The organism is Poseidonibacter ostreae (genome assembly GCF_009208075.1).
GTDB classification, from domain to species: domain Bacteria; phylum Campylobacterota; class Campylobacteria; order Campylobacterales; family Arcobacteraceae; genus Poseidonibacter; species Poseidonibacter ostreae.
The window spans coordinates 14,454-34,040 of sequence record NZ_WFKJ01000034.1 but is presented as its reverse complement, the minus strand read 5'-3'; the positions used below and the strand labels follow the sequence as shown (position 1 = coordinate 34,040).

At 25.8% G+C, this 19,587-nt stretch carries 23 protein-coding genes; 17 read left to right on the top strand and 6 right to left on the bottom strand.

Annotation, left to right across the window (positions count from 1 at the left end):
- Positions 1 to 219 precede the first annotated feature (219 nt).
- Positions 220 to 2,133, top strand: a complete 1,914-nt coding sequence (gene htpG / locus GBG18_RS10930) for a molecular chaperone HtpG (protein ID WP_152191043.1) — start codon at positions 220 to 222, stop codon at positions 2,131 to 2,133.
- A 67-nt stretch (positions 2,134 to 2,200) separates the two neighbouring features.
- Complete coding sequence (locus tag GBG18_RS15780; protein WP_373279298.1) at positions 2,201 to 2,287, top strand: hypothetical protein; 87 nt, start codon at positions 2,201 to 2,203, stop codon at positions 2,285 to 2,287.
- A 30-nt stretch (positions 2,288 to 2,317) separates the two neighbouring features.
- Here the strand turns inward: GBG18_RS15780 and GBG18_RS10925 are convergent, their stop codons facing one another.
- Entirely contained in the window at positions 2,318 to 2,554 is a 237-nt protein-coding gene (locus GBG18_RS10925) for a hypothetical protein (protein WP_152191041.1), read from the bottom strand.
- Between the two features lie 130 nt (positions 2,555 to 2,684).
- Between GBG18_RS10925 and GBG18_RS10920 the strand changes: the two genes are divergently transcribed.
- A complete protein-coding gene (locus GBG18_RS10920; protein ID WP_152191039.1) occupies positions 2,685 to 3,086 on the top strand; it encodes a hypothetical protein in 402 nt (133 codons plus the stop codon).
- Between the two features lie 81 nt (positions 3,087 to 3,167).
- Positions 3,168 to 3,638 (top strand): DUF8479 domain-containing protein, encoded by a 471-nt coding sequence (locus GBG18_RS10915; RefSeq protein ID WP_152191037.1) that lies wholly within the window; start codon positions 3,168 to 3,170, stop codon positions 3,636 to 3,638.
- A gap of 9 nt (positions 3,639 to 3,647) precedes the next feature.
- Here GBG18_RS10915 and GBG18_RS10910 read toward each other — a convergent pair whose 3' ends face one another.
- A complete protein-coding gene (locus GBG18_RS10910; RefSeq protein WP_152191036.1) occupies positions 3,648 to 4,112 on the bottom strand; it encodes a hypothetical protein in 465 nt (154 codons plus the stop codon).
- A 100-nt stretch (positions 4,113 to 4,212) separates the two neighbouring features.
- Here GBG18_RS10910 and GBG18_RS10905 point away from each other — a divergent pair, with 100 nt between their 5' ends.
- A complete protein-coding gene (locus tag GBG18_RS10905; RefSeq protein WP_152191034.1) occupies positions 4,213 to 4,797 on the top strand; it encodes a hypothetical protein in 585 nt (194 codons plus the stop codon).
- A gap of 186 nt (positions 4,798 to 4,983) precedes the next feature.
- A complete protein-coding gene (locus tag GBG18_RS10900) occupies positions 4,984 to 7,233 on the top strand; it encodes a methyl-accepting chemotaxis protein (RefSeq protein WP_226896454.1) in 2,250 nt (749 codons plus the stop codon).
- Between the two features lie 35 nt (positions 7,234 to 7,268).
- On the opposite strand, the gene GBG18_RS10895 is transcribed toward GBG18_RS10900, so the two are convergent.
- Complete coding sequence (locus GBG18_RS10895; protein WP_152191032.1) at positions 7,269 to 8,087, bottom strand: DUF4197 domain-containing protein; 819 nt, start codon at positions 8,085 to 8,087, stop codon at positions 7,269 to 7,271.
- A gap of 75 nt (positions 8,088 to 8,162) precedes the next feature.
- Here GBG18_RS10895 and GBG18_RS10890 point away from each other — a divergent pair, with 75 nt between their 5' ends.
- Both GBG18_RS10890 and GBG18_RS10885 read left to right on the top strand, forming a co-directional pair.
- Entirely contained in the window at positions 8,163 to 8,597 is a 435-nt protein-coding gene (locus tag GBG18_RS10890) for a hypothetical protein (RefSeq protein ID WP_152191030.1), read from the top strand.
- Positions 8,598 to 8,606: 9 nt separating this feature from the next.
- Complete coding sequence (locus tag GBG18_RS10885; protein WP_152191028.1) at positions 8,607 to 9,152, top strand: pyridoxamine 5'-phosphate oxidase family protein; 546 nt, start codon at positions 8,607 to 8,609, stop codon at positions 9,150 to 9,152.
- Here GBG18_RS10885 and GBG18_RS10880 read toward each other — a convergent pair.
- The gene (locus GBG18_RS10880) at positions 9,141 to 9,764 is read right to left on the bottom strand and encodes an LOG family protein (RefSeq protein WP_152191026.1); all 624 of its coding nucleotides are present in this window, start codon (positions 9,762 to 9,764) and stop codon (positions 9,141 to 9,143) included. The two genes, GBG18_RS10885 and GBG18_RS10880, sit on opposite strands and share 12 nt — an antisense overlap.
- A 104-nt stretch (positions 9,765 to 9,868) precedes the next feature.
- On the opposite strand from GBG18_RS10880, the gene GBG18_RS10875 reads away from it, so the two are divergent.
- From GBG18_RS10875 to GBG18_RS10835, 9 genes are all read left to right on the top strand, one after another.
- On the top strand, positions 9,869 to 11,389 hold the full coding sequence (locus GBG18_RS10875; RefSeq protein ID WP_152191025.1) for a sensor histidine kinase: 1,521 nt from the start codon (positions 9,869 to 9,871) through the stop codon (positions 11,387 to 11,389).
- A gap of 2 nt (positions 11,390 to 11,391) precedes the next feature.
- Positions 11,392 to 12,072 (top strand): response regulator transcription factor, encoded by a 681-nt coding sequence (locus GBG18_RS10870; protein WP_152191023.1) that lies wholly within the window; start codon positions 11,392 to 11,394, stop codon positions 12,070 to 12,072.
- Between the two features lie 76 nt (positions 12,073 to 12,148).
- Entirely contained in the window at positions 12,149 to 13,105 is a 957-nt protein-coding gene (locus GBG18_RS10865; protein ID WP_152191021.1) for a TRAP transporter substrate-binding protein, read from the top strand.
- Positions 13,106 to 13,110: 5 nt separating this feature from the next.
- On the top strand, positions 13,111 to 13,596 hold the full coding sequence (locus GBG18_RS10860) for a TRAP transporter small permease subunit (protein WP_152191019.1): 486 nt from the start codon (positions 13,111 to 13,113) through the stop codon (positions 13,594 to 13,596).
- Entirely contained in the window at positions 13,586 to 14,920 is a 1,335-nt protein-coding gene (locus tag GBG18_RS10855) for a TRAP transporter large permease (RefSeq protein WP_152191018.1), read from the top strand. The genes GBG18_RS10860 and GBG18_RS10855 overlap by 11 nt, the downstream gene beginning before the upstream one ends.
- 22 nt (positions 14,921 to 14,942) lie before the next feature.
- Positions 14,943 to 15,143: a hypothetical protein gene (locus GBG18_RS10850; protein ID WP_152191016.1), complete on the top strand. Its 201-nt coding sequence runs from the start codon at positions 14,943 to 14,945 to the stop codon at positions 15,141 to 15,143.
- 35 nt (positions 15,144 to 15,178) lie between these two features.
- Positions 15,179 to 15,925: a 5-oxoprolinase subunit PxpA gene (locus GBG18_RS10845; protein ID WP_152191014.1), complete on the top strand. Its 747-nt coding sequence runs from the start codon at positions 15,179 to 15,181 to the stop codon at positions 15,923 to 15,925.
- Positions 15,926 to 15,927: 2 nt separating this feature from the next.
- Positions 15,928 to 16,602 carry a 5-oxoprolinase subunit PxpB gene (gene pxpB, locus GBG18_RS10840; RefSeq protein WP_152191012.1) on the top strand — a complete coding sequence of 225 codons (675 nt, stop codon included), beginning with the start codon at positions 15,928 to 15,930 and terminating at the stop codon, positions 16,600 to 16,602.
- Positions 16,599 to 17,513: a 5-oxoprolinase subunit C family protein gene (locus GBG18_RS10835; RefSeq protein ID WP_152191010.1), complete on the top strand. Its 915-nt coding sequence runs from the start codon at positions 16,599 to 16,601 to the stop codon at positions 17,511 to 17,513. Before pxpB ends, GBG18_RS10835 begins: the two co-directional genes overlap by 4 nt.
- On the opposite strand, the gene GBG18_RS10830 is transcribed toward GBG18_RS10835, so the two are convergent.
- Both GBG18_RS10830 and GBG18_RS10825 read right to left on the bottom strand, forming a co-directional pair.
- Positions 17,492 to 18,292, bottom strand: coding sequence for a GGDEF domain-containing protein (locus GBG18_RS10830; RefSeq protein ID WP_152191008.1), 801 nt, complete (start codon positions 18,290 to 18,292; stop codon positions 17,492 to 17,494). The genes GBG18_RS10835 and GBG18_RS10830 overlap by 22 nt on opposite strands.
- Complete coding sequence (locus tag GBG18_RS10825) at positions 18,282 to 19,511, bottom strand: EAL domain-containing protein (protein WP_152191006.1); 1,230 nt, start codon at positions 19,509 to 19,511, stop codon at positions 18,282 to 18,284. Before GBG18_RS10825 ends, GBG18_RS10830 begins: the two co-directional genes overlap by 11 nt.
- Positions 19,512 to 19,587: the final 76 nt, after the last annotated feature.

Below are 19,587 nucleotides of genomic sequence, written 5' to 3'. Positions count from 1 at the left end.
TAAATATTTTTTTTATCATATTAAATCCTTAAATTATAAAGTGATTATAATCTTTTTATGTTTACTTCTTGTGTACTTACTTAAAAGAAATAAAACTTTTAAAGTATAAAACTAGCACTTGATGTATAAAAGTGCTAGTTTTTATTAAAACTTTAGCTTCCTTTTATAAAGTTGTGATAAAATTACAATAAATTATATTAAAAAATACAGGAGATTTTTATGGCAAAACATCAATTTCAAACAGAAGTAGGTCAACTTTTACAATTAATGACTCACTCATTATATTCAAATAAAGAAATCTTTATTAGAGAATTAGTATCAAATGCAAGTGATGCAATTGATAAATTAAATTATTTAAAATTAACAGATGAAACAATCAAAGCAACATTACCTCAAGATTGGGCTGGTCAAGTAAATATTACTTTTGATGAAGAAGATAAATCATTAACTATTATTGATAATGGTATTGGTATGAATGAAGCTGATTTAATTGCTTCAATTGGTACAATTGCAAAATCAGGAACAAAATCATTTGTTGAAGCAATGACTGGTGATGCTAAAAAAGATTCAAACTTAATTGGTCAATTTGGTGTTGGTTTTTATTCAGTATTTATGGTTGCATCACATGTTGATGTAATTTCAAAAAAAGCTGGAGAAGAAGTAGCTTATAAATGGTCATCAGATGGTACTGGTGAGTTTGATTTATCAGCTTGTACTAAAGAATCATCTGGAACTGTTATTTACATTAAATTAAAAGATGAAGAAGCAGAAGAATTTGCAAGTAAAGAAAGAATCAAAAATATTGTTGGAAAATATTCTAACCATATTGCATACCCAATTTTCCTATCTTACAAAGAAGAAGTAACTGAAGAATTATCAGAAGAAGATGAAAAATCTGGTAAGGAAGCAAAGAAAACAATCGAAGATAGAAATGAAAAAATCAATGAAGCAACAGCTTTATGGATGCAACCAAAAGGAAAGTTAAAAGCTGATGAGTATAATGATTTCTATAAATCAATTTCTCATGATTCTTCTGATCCAATGGCTACAATTCATACAAAAGCTGAAGGTGTAAATGAATATACAACATTATTCTATATTCCAGCAACTGCTCCAATGGATATGTACAGAGCTGATTACCAACCTGGTGTTAAGCTTTATGTTAAAAGAGTATTTATTACAGATTCTGAAAAAGAGTTATTACCAACTTATTTAAGATTTGTAAGAGGTATTATTGATTCTGAAGATTTACCATTAAACGTTTCAAGAGAAATCTTACAAGAAAACAGAGTAATGGCAAATATCAAACAAGCATCTGTAAAAAAGATTTTAAATGAAATTAAAAAGATGTCAAAAGATGAAGAAAAATATGCTACATTTGTTGAGCAATACAACAGAGCTTTAAAAGAGGGTGCTTATCAAGACTTTACTAATAAAGAAGCATTATTAGAATTAATTAGATTCAAATCTTCAAAAGCGGAAGCTGGAAAGATGACTTCATTAAAAGCTTATAAAGAAGCTGCTGATAGTGAGCAAAAAGCTATTTACTACATCGTTGGTGAAAATGAAAATGTTCTTAAAAACTCTCCATTATTAGAAGCATATAAGAAAAATGATATCGAAGTTCTTATCTTAGATGATAAAGAAATTGATGAGATTATTACTCCAATGTATGGCGCTTACCAAGAGTGGGAATTCAAAGATATTACATCTGCTGAAGCTCCAAAAGTTGAACAGTCTGAAGAAGCTAAAAAAGAAGTTGAAGCTAAATTTGAAGATATTACTAAAAAAATAAAAGAAATTTTAGGTGAATCAGTTTCAGATGTTAGAGTTACAAACAGATTAAGTGAATCTCCATCTTGTGTTGTTAAAGATGCTGGAGATGCACAAATGGCTCAAATGGCACAAATGATGAAAGTAATGGGACAAGCAATGCCTGATTCTGCTCCTATTTTAGAAATCAACCCTGATCATGAAATCGTTACAAAATTAAATGGTTTAGCTGATGATGCATTAGTTTCTGATGTTTCATGGGTATTATTAGACCAAGCAAAATTATCTGAAGGTATGGAAATTACTGATGCAGTTGCCTTTGCACAAAGATTAAATAGAATTACTGCAAAAGCTTTATAAAAATAAATTAACTATTTGCACGCATCTTCAGCGTTGCAAATAGTTTTTCTTTCAATATTATTTTGGTATAGATGCTGATGAAATTTGGGAAATAATCACTAAAAAAATTAAACCTTTAAAATCAGAAATTCAGAATATTATTACACCATTATAAATCAATTGAATAAGTCCTAGAATAAAGAACTTATTTTTGATTATAGTTATTTATAATATTAGGCTCTCTTTTTCCTAATAACTTTAATTTTGGTGCTTCAGCCATATCTCTTTTTTTACTTCTTAATTCAAATGTTGCTTCATAATCACCACTTGGACAAGCAAAAATACTTGTAGTTTCTGTAAGTTTTGTCTCTTTACATTCTCTAATTTGATCAGCATATAAAAAACTACTTATAATTATAAGAGAAGTTAAAATCTTTTTCATATTAATACCTTAAAATATATTTATTCCATTTAGGACGTATAAATATAATATCTTAATTATCTTTAATATTTATTCTTCTTGGCTATAATGATTAATCATTGATATAAATTTATTATAAAAGGAAAAGTAAATGTACGATTATGATATTATTTATATAAAAGGTAACCCATCTTCTGGTCTTGCTTTACAGCATGATGAAATGAATAAATCCATCACAAATCTATTTGGTTTACATACTTTTAAAAGTGTTGATTCAAATATGACTAATACAAGTTTTAAAATACCTAGTGCAAGAGTTTATATCGGTTTTTCTAGAGGTTCTAGATACTTAAAAAAGCTTAATAAGAATGTACTTAAAATATCAATTGGTGGAATTTCAGGAAGTGGTATAAATACCTTTATTAATACTGATGATAAAATACTAAGTGGAGATATCTCACAGTTTTCTATGAATGCTCACTTTTTAATACTAAAAAATGACAAGATAAAAATAAAAGAACTTATTGATGATTTTTTATTTATTAAAAACTAATAGTAACAGTTGATTCATATCATCCTTTCAACTTAGATTTTTTGTTAAAATATTTTATAAAAATAAAAAAGAAAGATTAATATGAAAATGATTTTATTATCAGCATTAACAGTACTTATGTTAAATGCAAATACATCTACACCTATTAAAAATACGCTTCCTAGAACAGTTGACCAAACAGCTCAACAAAATGCAGATGCACAGTTAAAAATACAAAATAGACAAATTATAAAATTAGTTGTTGAAGAAGTAGGAAAAAAACTTCCTCAAAAAATTGATGATTATACGATGTTCACATCTATTAAAGCAGATGACTTAACACTTGTTTCAACTTATGAAATAAATACAGGTGCAAAAAGTGATGATGCTGTAAGAAATGAAGATAAAAGCAGAATGCAGGGGTTTATAGTTAAAGGTATTTGTACAAGTTCGAAAAGGTTTTTAGAAGCTGATATTAATATCACTTACATATATACTAGTGCAAATACAAAAGCAGAACTTTTTAGATTTGAAGTAAATCCTAAAACTTGTATCTCTTATTGGAATGAGTAAACAAAAAGTTTACTCACTTTTTAAAGCTTGAAGTGAATTCATAATTGCTTTTGCTACATCATCATTTATGATGTTTTCCCATTTATTTATTTTAGTAGCTAGGTTTTCTTTACATATATCTAAAAGTAAATCATTAAAGAACAGATTGTCATTTATCATATTTACACTATTTTCTATATCTATTTCTTCATTTTTTACAGCTTGAATATTTTCATTAGTAAAATGTTGCAATGCGTCCATTGCACTTTGTTTTTGTAACTCAGTATCAAAAATAGAGTCTAAGTTATCTTCATTTTCTAGTTCTTTTAATAATTCGTAAATTGAACCAAGTGCATACTCTAGTTTTATTTCTGAGTCTATCTCTTTTGTTTTTGATGTATTTATTAATAAGCCTAGTGCTACTTGATAATAAGTTTCATAATGAGCTAAATTATTAATGATATTAGTTTTTGAGAAGTATTTATTTATATCCATATAAATTCCATTATTTTTATAAAATTATAACAAATAACTCTTGTATTAACTATATAAAAATGTTAAGATACATTTCTTAATATTAAATAAAAGGAAGAATATGGGCTTTATAACAAGGACTTTAAAAAGTATAGTAAAAAGTGTTGTTAGATTGTCAAGACCTGTATTTAACTTTGAAGATAATATCTTAAGTTTTAAAGTTAACCCTGAATATTTTTATTCATATGAAATAGATAACTATGAAACTAAAACAAGACATGATTCTTATACAATTGATGCATATAGTATCAAATCTAATAGTATATTTATTGAATATATCCATTCTCATAGTGATGTTCAATGGAGAGCTTTACCAAGCTCTTTATATATTGAATTTTTAAAAGATAGATTAGGTTTTAAATCAATGGATCTTTTAGAAAAAAAAGAGTATAAAAACTTTGATTTTTACACATTTAAAATAGATAATCATTTTATATTAAATTTTATTTATGTTTATGAATTAAATAAAGATGTATTTATTTTAGATATCAAATCTGAACTTTATGAAAATTTACTTAAAAATTTTGATAAAGAATATATCTATAAATTTGAAAAAAATAAAGAAGATGTTTTAGATATAGATATTAGTATTGTAAAAGAAAACAACTTCTTTAATTACTTTGGGCATGAAGATATGTCAAACTAAAAAATTACTCTTTTTTTAAACTTTATTTTAAAATAATTTAGATATATTCGATTTTAAAGTGAATTTTTAGACAAATAATCAAATAATAGAATTTGATATTATTTAATAATTAAATTATTTAGAGGGTTTTAACTGTTTAAAAATATGACTATAAAATTAAAATTAATATTATTGATATTAATTTCAATGGCTTGCTTAGCAATAACCTTATCAACATTTTCAATATATAAAGTTACAGTAACATCTTTATCTGAAAACTTTCACAATCTAACAGGTGTTAGAGAATCAAAAAGTGAACAATTAAATAGATTTTTCTCAGAAAGAGAATCTGATATAGAAGTTTTATCACAGAGTAAAGATATAAAACTTTTTGTTAGTGATTTGCTTTACGTTTCGAATGAATTAGAAGTAAAAGCAAAAGACAACTTTCCTATTGATAATATATTAACTAAATCTAAAACAAATATATATGAAAAGTTTTTTCAATCATATTTGAAAAGCTATGGATATTATGATATTTTTATTATTGATATTGATTATGGGCAGGTTATGTATTCAGCTGCTAAAGAATCAGATTATGGTGAGAATCTTTTGTATGGAAAATTAAAAGATAGTGGCTTAGCAGAAGTTTGGGAAAAAGTAAAAAAGAGTAAAAAAGTATCTTTTGTTGATATGAAACCTTACGCTCCAAGTAAAGGTGCTCCTGCAATGTTTGTTGGTACACCAATTTATATTAATGATGAAATAAAATCTGTATTAGTATTTCAAATATCGGATGAGTCAATAAATAAAATAATGCAATTTAGAAAAGGTTATGGTTTAAGCCAAGAAGATTATCTAGTGGGTCAAGATAAGTTAATGAGAAGTGATAGTTATTTAGATAAAAAAAATCATTCATTAAAAGCATCATTTGCTAATCCATCATTAGGAAAAGTCGAGACAAAGGCATCTATAAATGCATTAAAAGGTAAGACTAATACTGAAATTGTTATTGATTATAATGGTAATCCTGTTCTTTCTTCTTACTCTTATATTAATATTGGGGATTCAATAAAATGGGCAATAATATCTGAAATTGATGAATCTGAAGTTTTATCAGTACCTAATAATATTCGTAATATTACAATTGTATTATCATTAGTTGTTTTTATTATAATAACATTAATAGCAATTTTTATAATCAATAAAAGTTTAATAAAACCGCTTTTAAATTTACAAAATGGACTATTAGGTTTCTTTGAATATTTAAATAAAGAAAAAACAGATGTACCTTTATTAAAAATAGTTACAAAAGATGAAATTGGTCTTATGAGTACAGTTATTAATAAAAATATACAAAAAGTAAAAGAAACAATTCTTACAGATGAAAAGCTATTATTAAATGCAAAAGATGTATTAACAATGGTTAAAAAAGGATGTTACTCTCAAGAAATAATGGAAACGACATCAAATGACAGTTTAGAAAGTTTGAAAAATGATGTTAATGAAATGATTAATGTAACAAGAATGAATTTTAATACAATAAATAAAACTTTAAAAGAGTATTCAAACTATAATTATTTAGAAGAATTAAAAGTTGATAATATCGAAAAAGGTGAAGTCTTTGATCAACTTATAAGTGACATAAATCGTTTAAGAAGTGCAATTACTCAAATGCTTATTGAAAACAAAAAAAATGGTTTAATTATTGATGATTCTTCAAATATATTATTATCAAATGTAGATGTTTTAAATGAATCTTCAAATACAGCAGCCGCATCTCTAGAAGAAACAGCAGCAGCGCTTGAAGAAATTACTGGTAATGTAAGTGCAACAACAGAAAAGATTCTCTTAATGTCTAATTATGCAACTGAAGTTACTTCTTCTGTTTCTCAAGGAGAAGAGTTATCTAACAAAACTACAAATGCAATGGATGAAATAAATAAGCAAGTAAGCTCAATAAATGATGCAATCACAGTTATTGATCAAATAGCATTTCAAACAAATATTCTTTCATTAAATGCAGCTGTAGAAGCTGCAACTGCAGGTGAGGCTGGAAAAGGTTTTGCAGTTGTTGCGCAAGAAGTAAGAAATCTTGCAAGTAGGTCAGCTGAAGCTGCTAAAGAGATAAAAGAGTTAGTTGAAAATGCAAATTTAAAAACGCAAGAAGGGAAAGTGATTTCTGATAAAATGATTAAAGGATATATAAATCTAAATGAAAATATAGGTAAAACTATTGACCTTATTGATGATGTATCAAACTCATCAAAAGAACAGCAATTAGGAATTGTACAAATAAATGATGCAATAACTTCTTTAGACCAACAAACACAAAAAAATGCAACTGTAGCAAGTGAAACAAGAGATATTGCGATAAAAACATCATCAATTGCAACTTCAATTGTATCAAGTGCAAATGAAAAAGAGTTTGATGGAAAAGATAGTATTAATATTTAAAAATAGTATATATCATATTTGTTAAGTATTTGGAATTAATTTCCAAATACTTGTTTTAAAAGTGAAGTTGTTTGTGCAACTGGATTAGATCTAATCTCAGCTTCTTTTTGTGCAATCATAGTAAATAATCCACCAATAGCTTTTTCTGTAACATAATCATCTAAAGATTGATCAGAACTACCTGGTAAATATGAATCAACTCCGAAACTCTTTGCTAAACCCATTATTTCACTACTTTCAACTACACTTTTTGCATTTGTTTTATAAAAATTATTTGCCATATCATAATAAGTAGTAACTTGATTTTCTTTCATTGTATTTTGAATAATTGGTGCAATCATCTTTTTTAAAGAATCTGTAGTATTTGTTTTAAAATAGTTTGTTGCTGCATTTTTATCTCCAGCTAAAATATTTTGAGCATCTTGTAATGACATTTTTTCAATTGCATTTACAAATATCTCTGTTGTTTTAGGAGCTGCTGTTGTTGCTGCTTTATTCATAGAGTTTATTAAGTTATCAGCCATTTCATTTCCGCCAGCACTTCTTAAAAGTGTTTCAACTTTTGCTAAGTTATCTGGTAATGGAATTTTTACTAAAGAATTATTTAAATATCCATTATTTGAACCTAACTCTTTTACTGCATAATTAACTCCAACTTTTAAAGCCTCTTTTAAACCACTACTTACAGTTGAGTCACTAAGGTTACTATTTGTATTAGCAGTTGTTGTAGTATTTGTTTTTTCACTTGTATTTGCAACATTTTCTAAAACACCTTTAGCAATACTTCCTAAATCAAATGCGTATGTTAAACTTGAAGTTAATATTAAAGATGCAACTATTGTACTTTTTTTCATAATTAGTCCTATTTATATTTTTGTTTTATTTTAACATTATATAATGAAACAATTGTGAAAAGGATAATATTAAAAATGATTAATGAGATTTCTGATTATTTATATAGTTTTAAAAACAAAGTGATGGAAGCTGAAGATATTGTAAAAACTTGTGAGGATAAAATATTAAATTATTCTATGTATTTAGAAGAGCAGGGTTTTAAAAAGGATTATGAAGAAAACTTTTTTACTATTTTAGGTTATAGCTATAGACTTGAAGATAATAAACAAAGATTGTTTTATACTTTTCAAGAAGCTATATATGCAATTGATTTAGATAAATTGATGAGAAATGAAGACTCTTTAAAACTAAATACAATAGTTTATATCTTAGTTCTAAATTTAATAATTAAAGAGTATAAAACATCAGAAGTTAATCAGCTTGAAAAAAGAAAAGCACTTGATACTTATAAAATAGTTCAACAAAGACAAGCAAAAGAGAATCAAAAATACCATATGTACCAAAATTAAGGAGAAGAAATGGCTAAATTTACAGAAAAACTAAGTAGTAAAGACATTGAATTTATAGAAAATCAAAAAATGTTTTTTGTATCAACTGCTCCAAAGAACGGAAAAATAAATATCTCGCCAAAAGGTTTAGATGATACATTTAAAATCATAGATGAAAATACTATTTTATGGCTAAATTACTTTGGAAGTGGTAATGAAACAGCTGCACATTTACTTGAAGATAATCGAATGACTATTATGTTTTGTGCTTTTGAAGGTGATGCAAATATTTTAAGATTATACTGTGAAGCTACATGTATTCAAGAAAAAGATGAAAACTGGGAAGAGTATATTAGTCATTTTAGTGTTAAAAGAGCTTCGAGACAAGTCTTTGAAGTTAAAATTAAATCAATAAACAACTCATGTGGAATGGGAGTTCCTTTATATGATTTTAACTCACAAAGAGAAGAGTTAACAAACTTTTATGATAATTCTACAAAAGAAGACCATCTAGCTTATATGAGAAAGAAAAACCAAATAAGCTTTGATGGAAAAGATACTAAACTATTTAATTAGTTTTAGTATACTTTTTTCAACAAACTTAATATCATCACTTAAGGTAAAAATATCTAAATCTTCTTTATCAATCATTCTATTTTCACATAAAGATTTCTTAAAAAATTTAAGCAAAGGTTTCCAATAATCACTTCCTATTAAAAATATTTTTATATTATTTAACTTTTTTGTTTGTAGAAGAGTTATTATCTCAAATAATTCATCAAGTGTTCCAAAACCACCAGGAAAAATTACAATTGATTGAGAGTACTTAACTAGCATATACTTTCTTGAGAAAAAATAGTTAAAAGTTAAACTTTGTGTTGTATATGGATTTGGATGTTGCTCTTTTGGAAGAAGAATATTTAATCCAATTGATTGTGCTTTTTTAGCTTCAAAAGCACCTTTATTGGCAGCACTCATAATTCCACCACCACCTCCAGTAATAATATTTATCTCTTTTTTTGCAAGTCTTTTAGCTAGTTTTTTTGCAAGTAATGCATACTTATCATCATCTTTTGTTCTTGCACTTCCAAATATAGTTACATTGTTTTTTAAATCTTTTAATATTTCTTTTGCATCATTAAAATCTTTTATTATATTTTTATTATAAATTATTTCATTTTTATTCATTATTTTCCTTTGGCGTATTATAGACTTAATTATATTAAAAATATAAAACTCACTTTTATCTCACTATAATTTAGTATTATAAATTATATATCGTAGGAGTTAACTTGTTTAGTGAAAAAAACTTACCAAAACTTATAATTTTAACACCAATAATTACCGTTATTTTAATAGCCTTTTTTACACTTTATTTTTTTGTAAAAAATCAAAATGACTATTTTGAAGAAGAAAGTGTTAGAGTAGAAACGGAATATATTAATAAACAAAAAGAGATTTTAAAAAAAGAAATCACTTATATAATTAACTATATAGAGCATCATGTTTCTAGAAATAAAACACTTAAAGAAAGTGAATTAAAAAAAGAGATTTTAAAATATATTGAAACTATAAGATATGGTAAACATGGTTATATTTGGGTTCATGATACAAACTATTATCTAAAAGCACATCCTTTTAGAGAAAATAATATTGGTGCTTTGGATATTAGCTTAAAAGATGCAATGGGTACTCTTATTACAAAACAGTTTATAGATGAAACTATAAAAAGTCCAAATGGAAAGTTTATTGAATACTATTGGCAAAAGCCAAAAGAGTTACATGCTTCAAAAAAACTAGGTTTTTTTAGATTATATGAAAAATACAATTGGGTAATAGGAACTGGACTTTATATTGATGATATACAAAAAACTATTTTTGAAGATAAAAAGCTTTTAGAAGATAGAATTAATAAGTATATTCGATTGGTTCTTGTTTTTTCGTTTTTAATTATTTTAATTATTGGGATTATCTCTTTTTTAATATCAAGAGAAATTACCCAAGCTTTTAAAAAATATCAAGATAGTGTACAAAAAAAAGAGTTTCTACTTGAAGATTTAAATAAAAACTTAGAGTTAAAAGTAAAAAAAGCAATAATAGATGTTAAGAAAAAAGACAGAGCAATGTTCCATCAATCAAGACTTGCAAGAATGGGGACTATGCTTTCAATGATTGCACATCAATGGAGACAACCTTTGAGTGAAGTTTCTGGAATTCTTATGGAACTTGAAACTGCAAATAAATTTAATAAAGTTGATTCAAGAATGATAGAATCATCAGTTAGTGATTCAAACAAATTAATCTCTTTTATGTCTAATACTATTGATGATTTTAGAAACTTTTTTAAACCTGATAAGCAAAAAGTAGAGTTTTATATTGAAGATGCTTGTAATGAAGCAATAACTTTAGTTGATGCTTCTATTAAAAACTTTAATATAAAACTTACAAAAGATGTAAAAAATAATAGTTTAATAAAAGGTTATAAAAGAGAATTTGCACAAGTGATGTTAAATCTTATTTCAAATGCTAAAGATGCTTTAAAACAAAGGGAAATAAAACATCCTTTAATAAAAATCACTTTAGATTCAAAAGATACAAAAGTGATAATAACAGTTGAAGATAATGCAGGTGGAATTAAAGAAGCATATATTAGCAGTATCTTTGATCCATATTTTACAACAAAAGAGGGATTAAAAGGTACAGGTTTAGGTTTATATATGTCTAAAATGATTATTGAAAAAAATATGAATGGAGAACTTCACTTTGAGAATACAAAGCAAGGGGCTTTATTTACTATTATCTTGGAGTGCTAATTATGGATGAAAAAATATTAGAACAGTTTAGAAATTATAGAATACTTTGTGTTGAAGATGAAGATGGTATTAGAAAAAGAGTTGTAAGTACTTTAAAATACTACTTTGATGATGTTTTAGAAGCTTCAAATGGTGAAGATGGCTATGATTTATATGAAGAATATAAACCTGATATTATAATATCAGATATTCAAATGCCAAAGAAAAATGGTATTGAAATGGTTCAAAATATTAGAAAAAAAGATTTATCAACTATTATAATAATGTTAACAGCCTATTCAAGTGAAGAGTATTTATTACAGTTAATTAATCTAAATATAAATCATTATATTCTAAAACCTATTACTTCAGATAGCTTATTAAATGGAATTATAAAATCTTTTGCAAATAAATTTGATGAAAAAATACAGTTTGATAATGATGTTTATTTTAATGTAAAAGAGTATGAATTATATTATAAAGATGAAATAATAAGTCTAAGAAAAAGAGAAAAAGAATTTTTGCTTTTATTATGTAAAAATAAGAATTCAATAGTAACATACGAGCAGATTGAAGAGTATTTATGGAGAGATAAATCTATGAGTATGAGTGCTTTAAAAACTTTTATTAAAGAGTTAAGACAAAGGTTACCTATTAATTTAATTGTTAATATCCCACAACTTGGTTACAAAATAAAATCTTAATTCATAAGTTTTTATAAACTCACTTTTAACTCACTTGAAAAACTTATACTTCCTTATCAAAATTAAGGAGATAGATATGTTAAGAAAGAGTTTACTACTTACAGCAATTGCAGGTTCATTATTTGCAGGAAATGTGAAGATGGATTTAAATGCAAAATATGGTGCAAATAACTTCCATACAAAGGGTGCAGTTGAGTTTTCTTCATTAGTTAAAGATTATTCAAAAGGAACAGTAAAGATTACAGTTCATCCAGGCTCAGCACTTATTAAAGGGAATCCTTTAAAAGCTGTTAAAGACGGAACAGTTGCAATGACTGATATGTTTATTCCATTCACTTCAGGGGGAGGAAAAGTATTTGGTATCTCTGCTTTACCTTTTATTGCAAACTCTTATGAAGATGCATATAAATTATATCAATTAGCTAAACCTGCTTATGAAAAAACAGCAAAAAAATGGAATCAAAAGCTACTTTATTCTGTTACTTGGCCAGCGTCAGGTTTTTATTCTAAAAAAGATATTACTTCAATTTCTGATTTTAAAGGTGTAAAAACTAGAACTTATGATAAAAACTCTGCTTCATTTATTAATATGTCAGGAGGAAGTGCTGTTGCTTTACCTTGGGGAGAAGTTTACTCTTCACTTAGAACTGGAATGGTTGACTCAGTTGTAACTTCATCATCATCAGGAAAAGATGGTAAGTTTTGGGAAGTACTAGATAACTATACAAAAATAAATTATGCTTATCCTTTACAAGCAGTTACAATTAACTTAGATTATTGGAACTCTTTAGATAAATCTCAAAAAGAAGCTCTTACAAAAGCTGCATCTGAAATTGAAAAATCTCAGTGGGAAGCTGTAAAAGTTGAAGAAAAAACTGCATTAGAAGAATTAAATAAAAATGGTATCAAAATTAAAGAAGCATCACCACAACTTAAAAAAGAGTTAGATGTGATTGCAAATGATCTTTTGACTAAATATCTTGATGGTGCAAATTCACAAATCCAAGGTATCTTCAAAGAATATAGAAAGTAATTAAGATGAACTTCCTAACAAACTTTATAGAAAGGCTGAGCAAAGGCTCAGCTTATCTAGCGGGAACAACGCTAGTAGGATTAGTTTTATTAATATTAACAGAAATCTTTTTAAGATCGTTTTTTAATATTTCTACAATGATTGCTGATGAGTATAGTGGATATTTATATCTTGCTTCAATATTCTTAAGCTTAGGCTATGCCTTTTCTCAAGATGCTCATATCAGAATTAACATAATTACTTCAAGGTTATCAAAAAAAGCAAATAAAAAGATTGATATTCTTGCAGCGGTTATAACATTAGGTGTTTTAGCCTTTGCATTATATAGAACTATTTTATTTACATATGATTCTTATGAATTAGAAATGTTATCGGAAAGTGTTTCTGAAACACCACTTTATCTAACACAACTTGTAATGCCTGTAGGTATTATTATTTTTATCTTAGCTGTTGTTGCATTTATTTTTAAAGGATTCTCAGATGATAGCTGATCCACTAATATTATCAATTATATTAATAGCAATTATGTTTGTGTTTCTTCTTTCTTCTATATGGATTGGGGTTTCATTAATTTTAACAGGTATTGTAGGAATGCTTTTATTTGATCACAATTTACCACCAGTACTTTCAGTATATGACAAAATTGGAGATTTATTAGCAGGTTCACTTTATGATGCTATGAACTCATGGTCACTTGCTGCTTTACCTATGTTTATTTTAATGGGTGAGATTTTATATAAATCATCTATTTCAACAAAGTTACTTAATGGTTTAAAACCTTGGTTAGCATATATTCCAGGTGGACTATTACATGTAAATGTTGCTGCTTGTTCACTCTTTGCAGCAGTATCTGGCTCAAGTGCAGCAACAACTGCAACTGTTGGTAAAATTACATTAGATGAGCTTAAAAAAAGAGGTTATTCTAAAGAGTTAGCTATGGGATCACTAGCTGGTTCTGGAACTTTAGGCTTTTTAATTCCACCTTCATTGATTATGATTATCTATGGTGTAATGTCTGATGTATCAATTGGTAAACTTTTTGTAGCAGGTATTCTACCTGGACTTTTAATGGCTTCTTTATACTCATTTTATATTATGTATAAAGCAAAAGTTGACCCAAGTGTATTACCTGATGTTGAAGAAACTTTTACATGGACTGATAAATTACATTCATTAAAAGATTTAGCACCAATTTTCTCATTAATCTTTGTCGTTCTTGGATCTATTTATGGTGGGTTTGCAACACCAACTGAAGCTGCTGCTTTAGGTGTTTTAGGTTCATTAATATTAGCTGCTTATTTTAGAGCTATTAATATTGAAGTTCTTAAAAATGCGATTTTAAATACAGTTAAAACATCTGTTATGATTGGATTTATAATAGCAGGTGCTGTTTTTCTTTCACAAGTTATTGGCTTTCTAGGAATTGCAAGAGCTATGAGTGAGTTTATTACTGAACTTGGCTTATCTCCTTTAATGTTGATTTTACTTATTGGTATTATGTATATTATTTTAGGAATGATTTTAGAAGCAGTTTCAATTGTTGTAATGACATTGCCAATTGTATTACCAATAGTTGTGCTTGCTGGATTTGATCCTTTATGGTTTGGAGTATTTTTAGTATTTATGGTTGAAATGGCACAAATTACTCCACCTGTTGGATTCTCACTATTTGTAATACAAAGTATAAGTGATGAGAAAATTGAAACAATTTTAAAAGCAACATTACCATTTTTTATTATGATGGTGATCACAGTTGTCCTAATTACATTCTTCCCAGGGATTGTATTTTATTTACCTAATCAAATGATTAAATAATAATTTAAGATAGGTAAGAATGATGATTGAGTTAATATTTTTATTTGCAAGTTTACTTACATATGTAATCTCTTTTATTTATAGAAGATTAGCTATGTTTTCAGCTATTGCTATACTGATTGCAGCATTAAATGTAGATGTGAACTTTATATTTGTATCTATTATGGTTTTAGTTTTAACTCTTATTAGATTAAGAAAAACTGGGGTTAAAGATGAGTTTTAAAATAACAAAATATTATGATAAAATAAAGGATACTAATGCAAGGTAATGAAATGAACATTAAATTAAATTGTGACATGGGTGAAAGCTTTGGTATTTGGAAAATGGGGCAAGATAAAGAAATTATGCCTTTTATTGATATGGCTAATTTAGCTTGTGGTTATCATGCTAGTGATGCAGTTACTATGAATAGGTCTGTTGCTTTGGCAAAAGAATATAATGTAACAATTGGTGCACATCCTTCATATCAAGATTTAGTAGGATTTGGTAGACGCTCAATGCTTTGCTCCTTAGAAGAGATTAAATCTATAGTTTTATATCAATTAGGAGCATTAAGTGCTTTTTGTAAATCGCAAGGTACTACAATTTCTTATGTAAAACCTCATGGTGCTTTATATAATGATATGATGAAAGATGAAAATATATATAAAGCTATATTAAATGCAATTTCATCTTTTGACAAAAATATAAAACTAATGGTCTTATCAACACCAAATAATGAAGCAGCTAAACATACTGCCTTACTTTATGGAATAAATTTAATTTTTGAAGTATTTGCAGATAGAAATTATAATGACGATGGCACTTTAGTTTCAAGAGCACAGCCAAATGCAGTTATAAAAGATGAACTTGAAGTTGCACAAAGAATTATGAATTTAAAAGAAAGAGGTTATTTAGAAAGTGTTAATAAAGAAAAACTTTTTATTGAAGTAAATACTATTTGTGTTCATGGTGATAATCAAAATGCTTTAGAATTTATAAAACTACTTAGAAAAGCTTTGTAATAATGCACTTTAAAATTGCATCAGTAGATTCTCTAATTATATATTTTGGAGATGAAATAAGTCAAAATATATCTTTAAAAGTTAAAAAAGCATTTAATAGTCTTAGTGCTTTAAAAGATAAATCTTTACTTGAAATCATTCCTTCTTATAACTCTATTTTTATTACATATGATATTTTTAAATATGATTTTTCTAGCTTGAAGCAAATGATTGAAAGATCAATAAGTTTTGATAGTTTAGAAAAACAAAATGAGAAAATTGTAACAATTGATGTTTATTATGGAACAGAAGTTGGCTTTGATTTAGAAGATATTTCAAAAAAAACTAATCTTAGTATTGATGAGATTATATCTATTCACTCAAATAAATTATATGATGTTTATGCAATTGGTTTTTTACCAGGTTTTGCATACTTAGGGAATGTAGGTAAAAAAATTGCAATGCCAAGACTTTCTAGTCCTAGAAAAAAAATACCTAAAGGTTCACTTGCACTTGCTGACACTCAAACAGCTGTTTATCCACAAGACTCAGCTGGTGGTTGGAATATTATAGGGAAAACTGCTATGGAATTATTTGATAAAAAATTAAGTACTTTATCTCCTTTAAGTGTAGGAAATACTGTTAAGTTTAATCCAATTACAAAAGAAGAGTTTTTAAATCAAGGTGGAATTTTATGAGTTTAGAGATAATAAACTCTCCAATTTTAGCATTAGTTCAAGATAAGGGACGATTCTCTTATACTTCAATTGGTGTTACAAATTCTGGTGTTATGGATGAGTATGCGTATTACATTGCAAATAATCTATTGGGAAATGATTTTGATACTAATATTATAGAAATAGCTTTTTCAAATATTATATTTAAGGCAAATAAAAATACTACAATTGCAATTACGGGTGCTAAGTGTGAATTTTTTATAAATGATATTGCATTAAATACTTGGCAAACTTATAATATTAAAGCAGGGGATATTATAAAAATTGGAAAAATATTAAGTGGTTCCAGGGTTTATTTGAGTGTTTATAAAGGTTTTCTAATAGAAAAAGAGTTTGGAAGTAATTCAACAACTTTAAAAGAAAACCTTGGTGGATTAAATGGAAATAAACTTCAAAAAGGAGATGTTTTAGATTTTGAAAAGTTTGATAATTCATCAATTATTAGATTAAAAAAACACTATATTCCAAATTATGAAGAAGAACTAACTTTGAGAGTTGTTTTATCATATCAAGATAATTTTTTTAAGCAAGAAGAAATAGATAAGTTTTTTTCAAATACATATACAATTACAAATGAGTTTAATCGAATGGGATGTAAATTAGATGGTAATACAATTTCTTGTGATATTGATGGAATTATTTCAGAGGGTATTGCCTTTGGTGCCATTCAAATACCAAAAGATGGTAAACCTATTATTTTATTAAAAGATAGACAAACTATTGGAGGTTATCCTAAAATTGCTTCAGTTTTAAGTATTGATTGTTTTAAATTATCTCAATGTAAACCTTTACAAAAAGTAAAGTTTACACCAATTTTATTAGAAGAGGCTCAAAGAAAAGTTAAACTATTTTATTCTTCTTTTATAAGATAAAATAGTTGTTCAAAAGTTTCTTTTGAATCTTGCTTCTCTTTGTATTTTAAAATAGAGTATTTATAATCAGCTTTTATTACTAGTCCAGCTTTACTTTTTAAGGTAGTGTTTTTTAACAATTGCTTTATATTAAAGATTAAATCAGATACTTCTTTCTCTTTTTTATCTTCAATAAAAATTAAAAATTCACTGTCGAAAAATCTTGCAACTTTAAAGTCAACTTTTTCTTCTTTTAAATTTTCTTTTATAAAGTTATTTATAAATATAAGTAAATTATTTGCTAATAAAGCTCCATATTCACTATTGATATAACTATAATCTCTAATATCAATTAAGACACATATTCCATTTTTCTTAAATTGCGCATTCTTATTTAAAAACTTATTATATATCCATTTTCTATTATTACTAGATGTTAAATCATCTACAAATAGTTGTCTATTTAAATAAACAACCTCTTTTTCTAACTTTGACATTTGATTATAAATATCAGATAATGTATCAATATCTTTATGAAGTAATGCAACTTGCGCTTCTTCAACTGCCTCTTTTATAAGAGAGGCATTTTTTTCAATTGTATTCATATATTGTTCAATTGAATCAAAGTCATTTATTAAAACTTTTTCTAACTCTTTTTCAAAGCTAGAATCATTAATTTCAAAATCAAAATTTTTAGCATTTTTATTAAACTTTTCAAAATAAATTGAAGGCATAATAACATCTTTATTTAAAAGTTCATTTATAGTTATATCAGTAATTTTTTTAAGCTCATTTTTCATTTTTCTCTCCTATAATTTCTTCAATTTTTACAGGTCTTCCAATATGATAACCTTGTGAATAATCAATTCCAATTGCTTTTACATATCTTAATATCTTTAAATCACTAACAAACTCAGCTACTATTTGAATTTCTTGTTGTTTACAAAATTGAACAATACTTTTTATTAAGTTTAAATAAATATCTTCATCAATTTTCTTAATTAATGAACCATCAATTTTTATATAGTCAACATTTAGATTTAATATATATTCATAATTTGAAAAACCAGTACCAAAGTCATCAATAGCAATTTTAACATCATATTTTTTTACTTCAGAAATAAAATCATTTACTATATTAAAATTAGCAATTTTTTCACTCTCTAAAATTTCAATTGTTAAATATGGTCCAATATTGTTTTTTCTAATTTTAGAAATCAAAGATCTCTTAATATTAGGATTTAAAATATCAGTATAGTCAAGATTAATACTAAAGTGAAGTTTATGTTTATTTATATATAAAACTATTTTATCAATTAAAAGTTCCATTAGTTTTGTATATAAACGGCATTTTTTTGATTTATGAATAAAAACATGTGGTAAAAGTACATTTCCATTTTTATCAAAAAGTCTCATTAATGCTTCATATTTTACTACTTTATCTGTGGTATTATTCATAATAGCTTGAAAATATGGTTCAACTAAATCATTTTCAATATTATAGTTTATCATATCTAGTAAGTTTTCACTAATTGATTCATTTTTGTAAAGGTATGCATCATAATACATATAGTGTACAAAGTTTAATTTTGCTTTATGTAAAGCTTTTTCTGCATAGATTTTTATTAATTGATCATCACTTTTAGAACAACCAATAGTAATATCAATGTTTATAGTAGATTTTTTATTTAATAGTTTAAATGGATGATTAATTACTTGTTCAAAGATTAAATTTTTTATCTCAAGGACTTCATCGATTGTAAAATCATCATAAATTATCAACTCAAAAACATCAGCATGTGTATTTGTTGCTTCAATTAAAATTTTTTTATTGATTTTTTTTCTGATTAAAGAAGTGATTTGAGTTTCTAAAAGTTTTTTTAATTGTTTAATTATCGAATCACCATTTTCAAAATTATAAATGGCATTTATATCTTTCATATATAATATATCTATTAAAAAAAGTGTTTTTATATTATTTTTATTGAAAAATTTATATACATAATTCTGAAGTGACAATATTAAAACCTTTCATTTGATGTATTAAGTAGTAGATTATATATAATTAAACTTTAAGAATTGTAAAATAAACATT

What these genes read in the sequence shown, in the direction of transcription:
- GBG18_RS10855 (WP_152191018.1), top strand. Translation starts at nt 13,586, where the DNA reads ATGATAGCTGATCCACTAATATTATCAATTATATTAATAGCAATTATG.
- GBG18_RS10905 (WP_152191034.1), top strand. Translation starts at nt 4,213, where the DNA reads ATGGGCTTTATAACAAGGACTTTAAAAAGTATAGTAAAAAGTGTTGTT.
- GBG18_RS10885 (WP_152191028.1), top strand. Translation starts at nt 8,607, where the DNA reads ATGGCTAAATTTACAGAAAAACTAAGTAGTAAAGACATTGAATTTATA.
- GBG18_RS10835 (WP_152191010.1), top strand. Translation starts at nt 16,599, where the DNA reads ATGAGTTTAGAGATAATAAACTCTCCAATTTTAGCATTAGTTCAAGAT.
- GBG18_RS10910 (WP_152191036.1), bottom strand. Translation starts at nt 4,112, where the DNA reads ATGGATATAAATAAATACTTCTCAAAAACTAATATCATTAATAATTTA.
- GBG18_RS10925 (WP_152191041.1), bottom strand. Translation starts at nt 2,554, where the DNA reads ATGAAAAAGATTTTAACTTCTCTTATAATTATAAGTAGTTTTTTATAT.
- GBG18_RS10880 (WP_152191026.1), bottom strand. Translation starts at nt 9,764, where the DNA reads ATGAATAAAAATGAAATAATTTATAATAAAAATATAATAAAAGATTTT.
- GBG18_RS10920 (WP_152191039.1), top strand. Translation starts at nt 2,685, where the DNA reads ATGTACGATTATGATATTATTTATATAAAAGGTAACCCATCTTCTGGT.
- GBG18_RS10890 (WP_152191030.1), top strand. Translation starts at nt 8,163, where the DNA reads ATGATTAATGAGATTTCTGATTATTTATATAGTTTTAAAAACAAAGTG.
- GBG18_RS10850 (WP_152191016.1), top strand. Translation starts at nt 14,943, where the DNA reads ATGATTGAGTTAATATTTTTATTTGCAAGTTTACTTACATATGTAATC.
- GBG18_RS10915 (WP_152191037.1), top strand. Translation starts at nt 3,168, where the DNA reads ATGAAAATGATTTTATTATCAGCATTAACAGTACTTATGTTAAATGCA.
- GBG18_RS10845 (WP_152191014.1), top strand. Translation starts at nt 15,179, where the DNA reads ATGCAAGGTAATGAAATGAACATTAAATTAAATTGTGACATGGGTGAA.
- GBG18_RS10860 (WP_152191019.1), top strand. Translation starts at nt 13,111, where the DNA reads ATGAACTTCCTAACAAACTTTATAGAAAGGCTGAGCAAAGGCTCAGCT.
- GBG18_RS10865 (WP_152191021.1), top strand. Translation starts at nt 12,149, where the DNA reads ATGTTAAGAAAGAGTTTACTACTTACAGCAATTGCAGGTTCATTATTT.
- htpG (WP_152191043.1), top strand. Translation starts at nt 220, where the DNA reads ATGGCAAAACATCAATTTCAAACAGAAGTAGGTCAACTTTTACAATTA.
- GBG18_RS10830 (WP_152191008.1), bottom strand. Translation starts at nt 18,292, where the DNA reads ATGAAAAATGAGCTTAAAAAAATTACTGATATAACTATAAATGAACTT.
- pxpB (WP_152191012.1), top strand. Translation starts at nt 15,928, where the DNA reads ATGCACTTTAAAATTGCATCAGTAGATTCTCTAATTATATATTTTGGA.
- GBG18_RS10895 (WP_152191032.1), bottom strand. Translation starts at nt 8,087, where the DNA reads ATGAAAAAAAGTACAATAGTTGCATCTTTAATATTAACTTCAAGTTTA.
- GBG18_RS10900 (WP_226896454.1), top strand. Translation starts at nt 4,984, where the DNA reads ATGGCTTGCTTAGCAATAACCTTATCAACATTTTCAATATATAAAGTT.
- GBG18_RS10870 (WP_152191023.1), top strand. Translation starts at nt 11,392, where the DNA reads ATGGATGAAAAAATATTAGAACAGTTTAGAAATTATAGAATACTTTGT.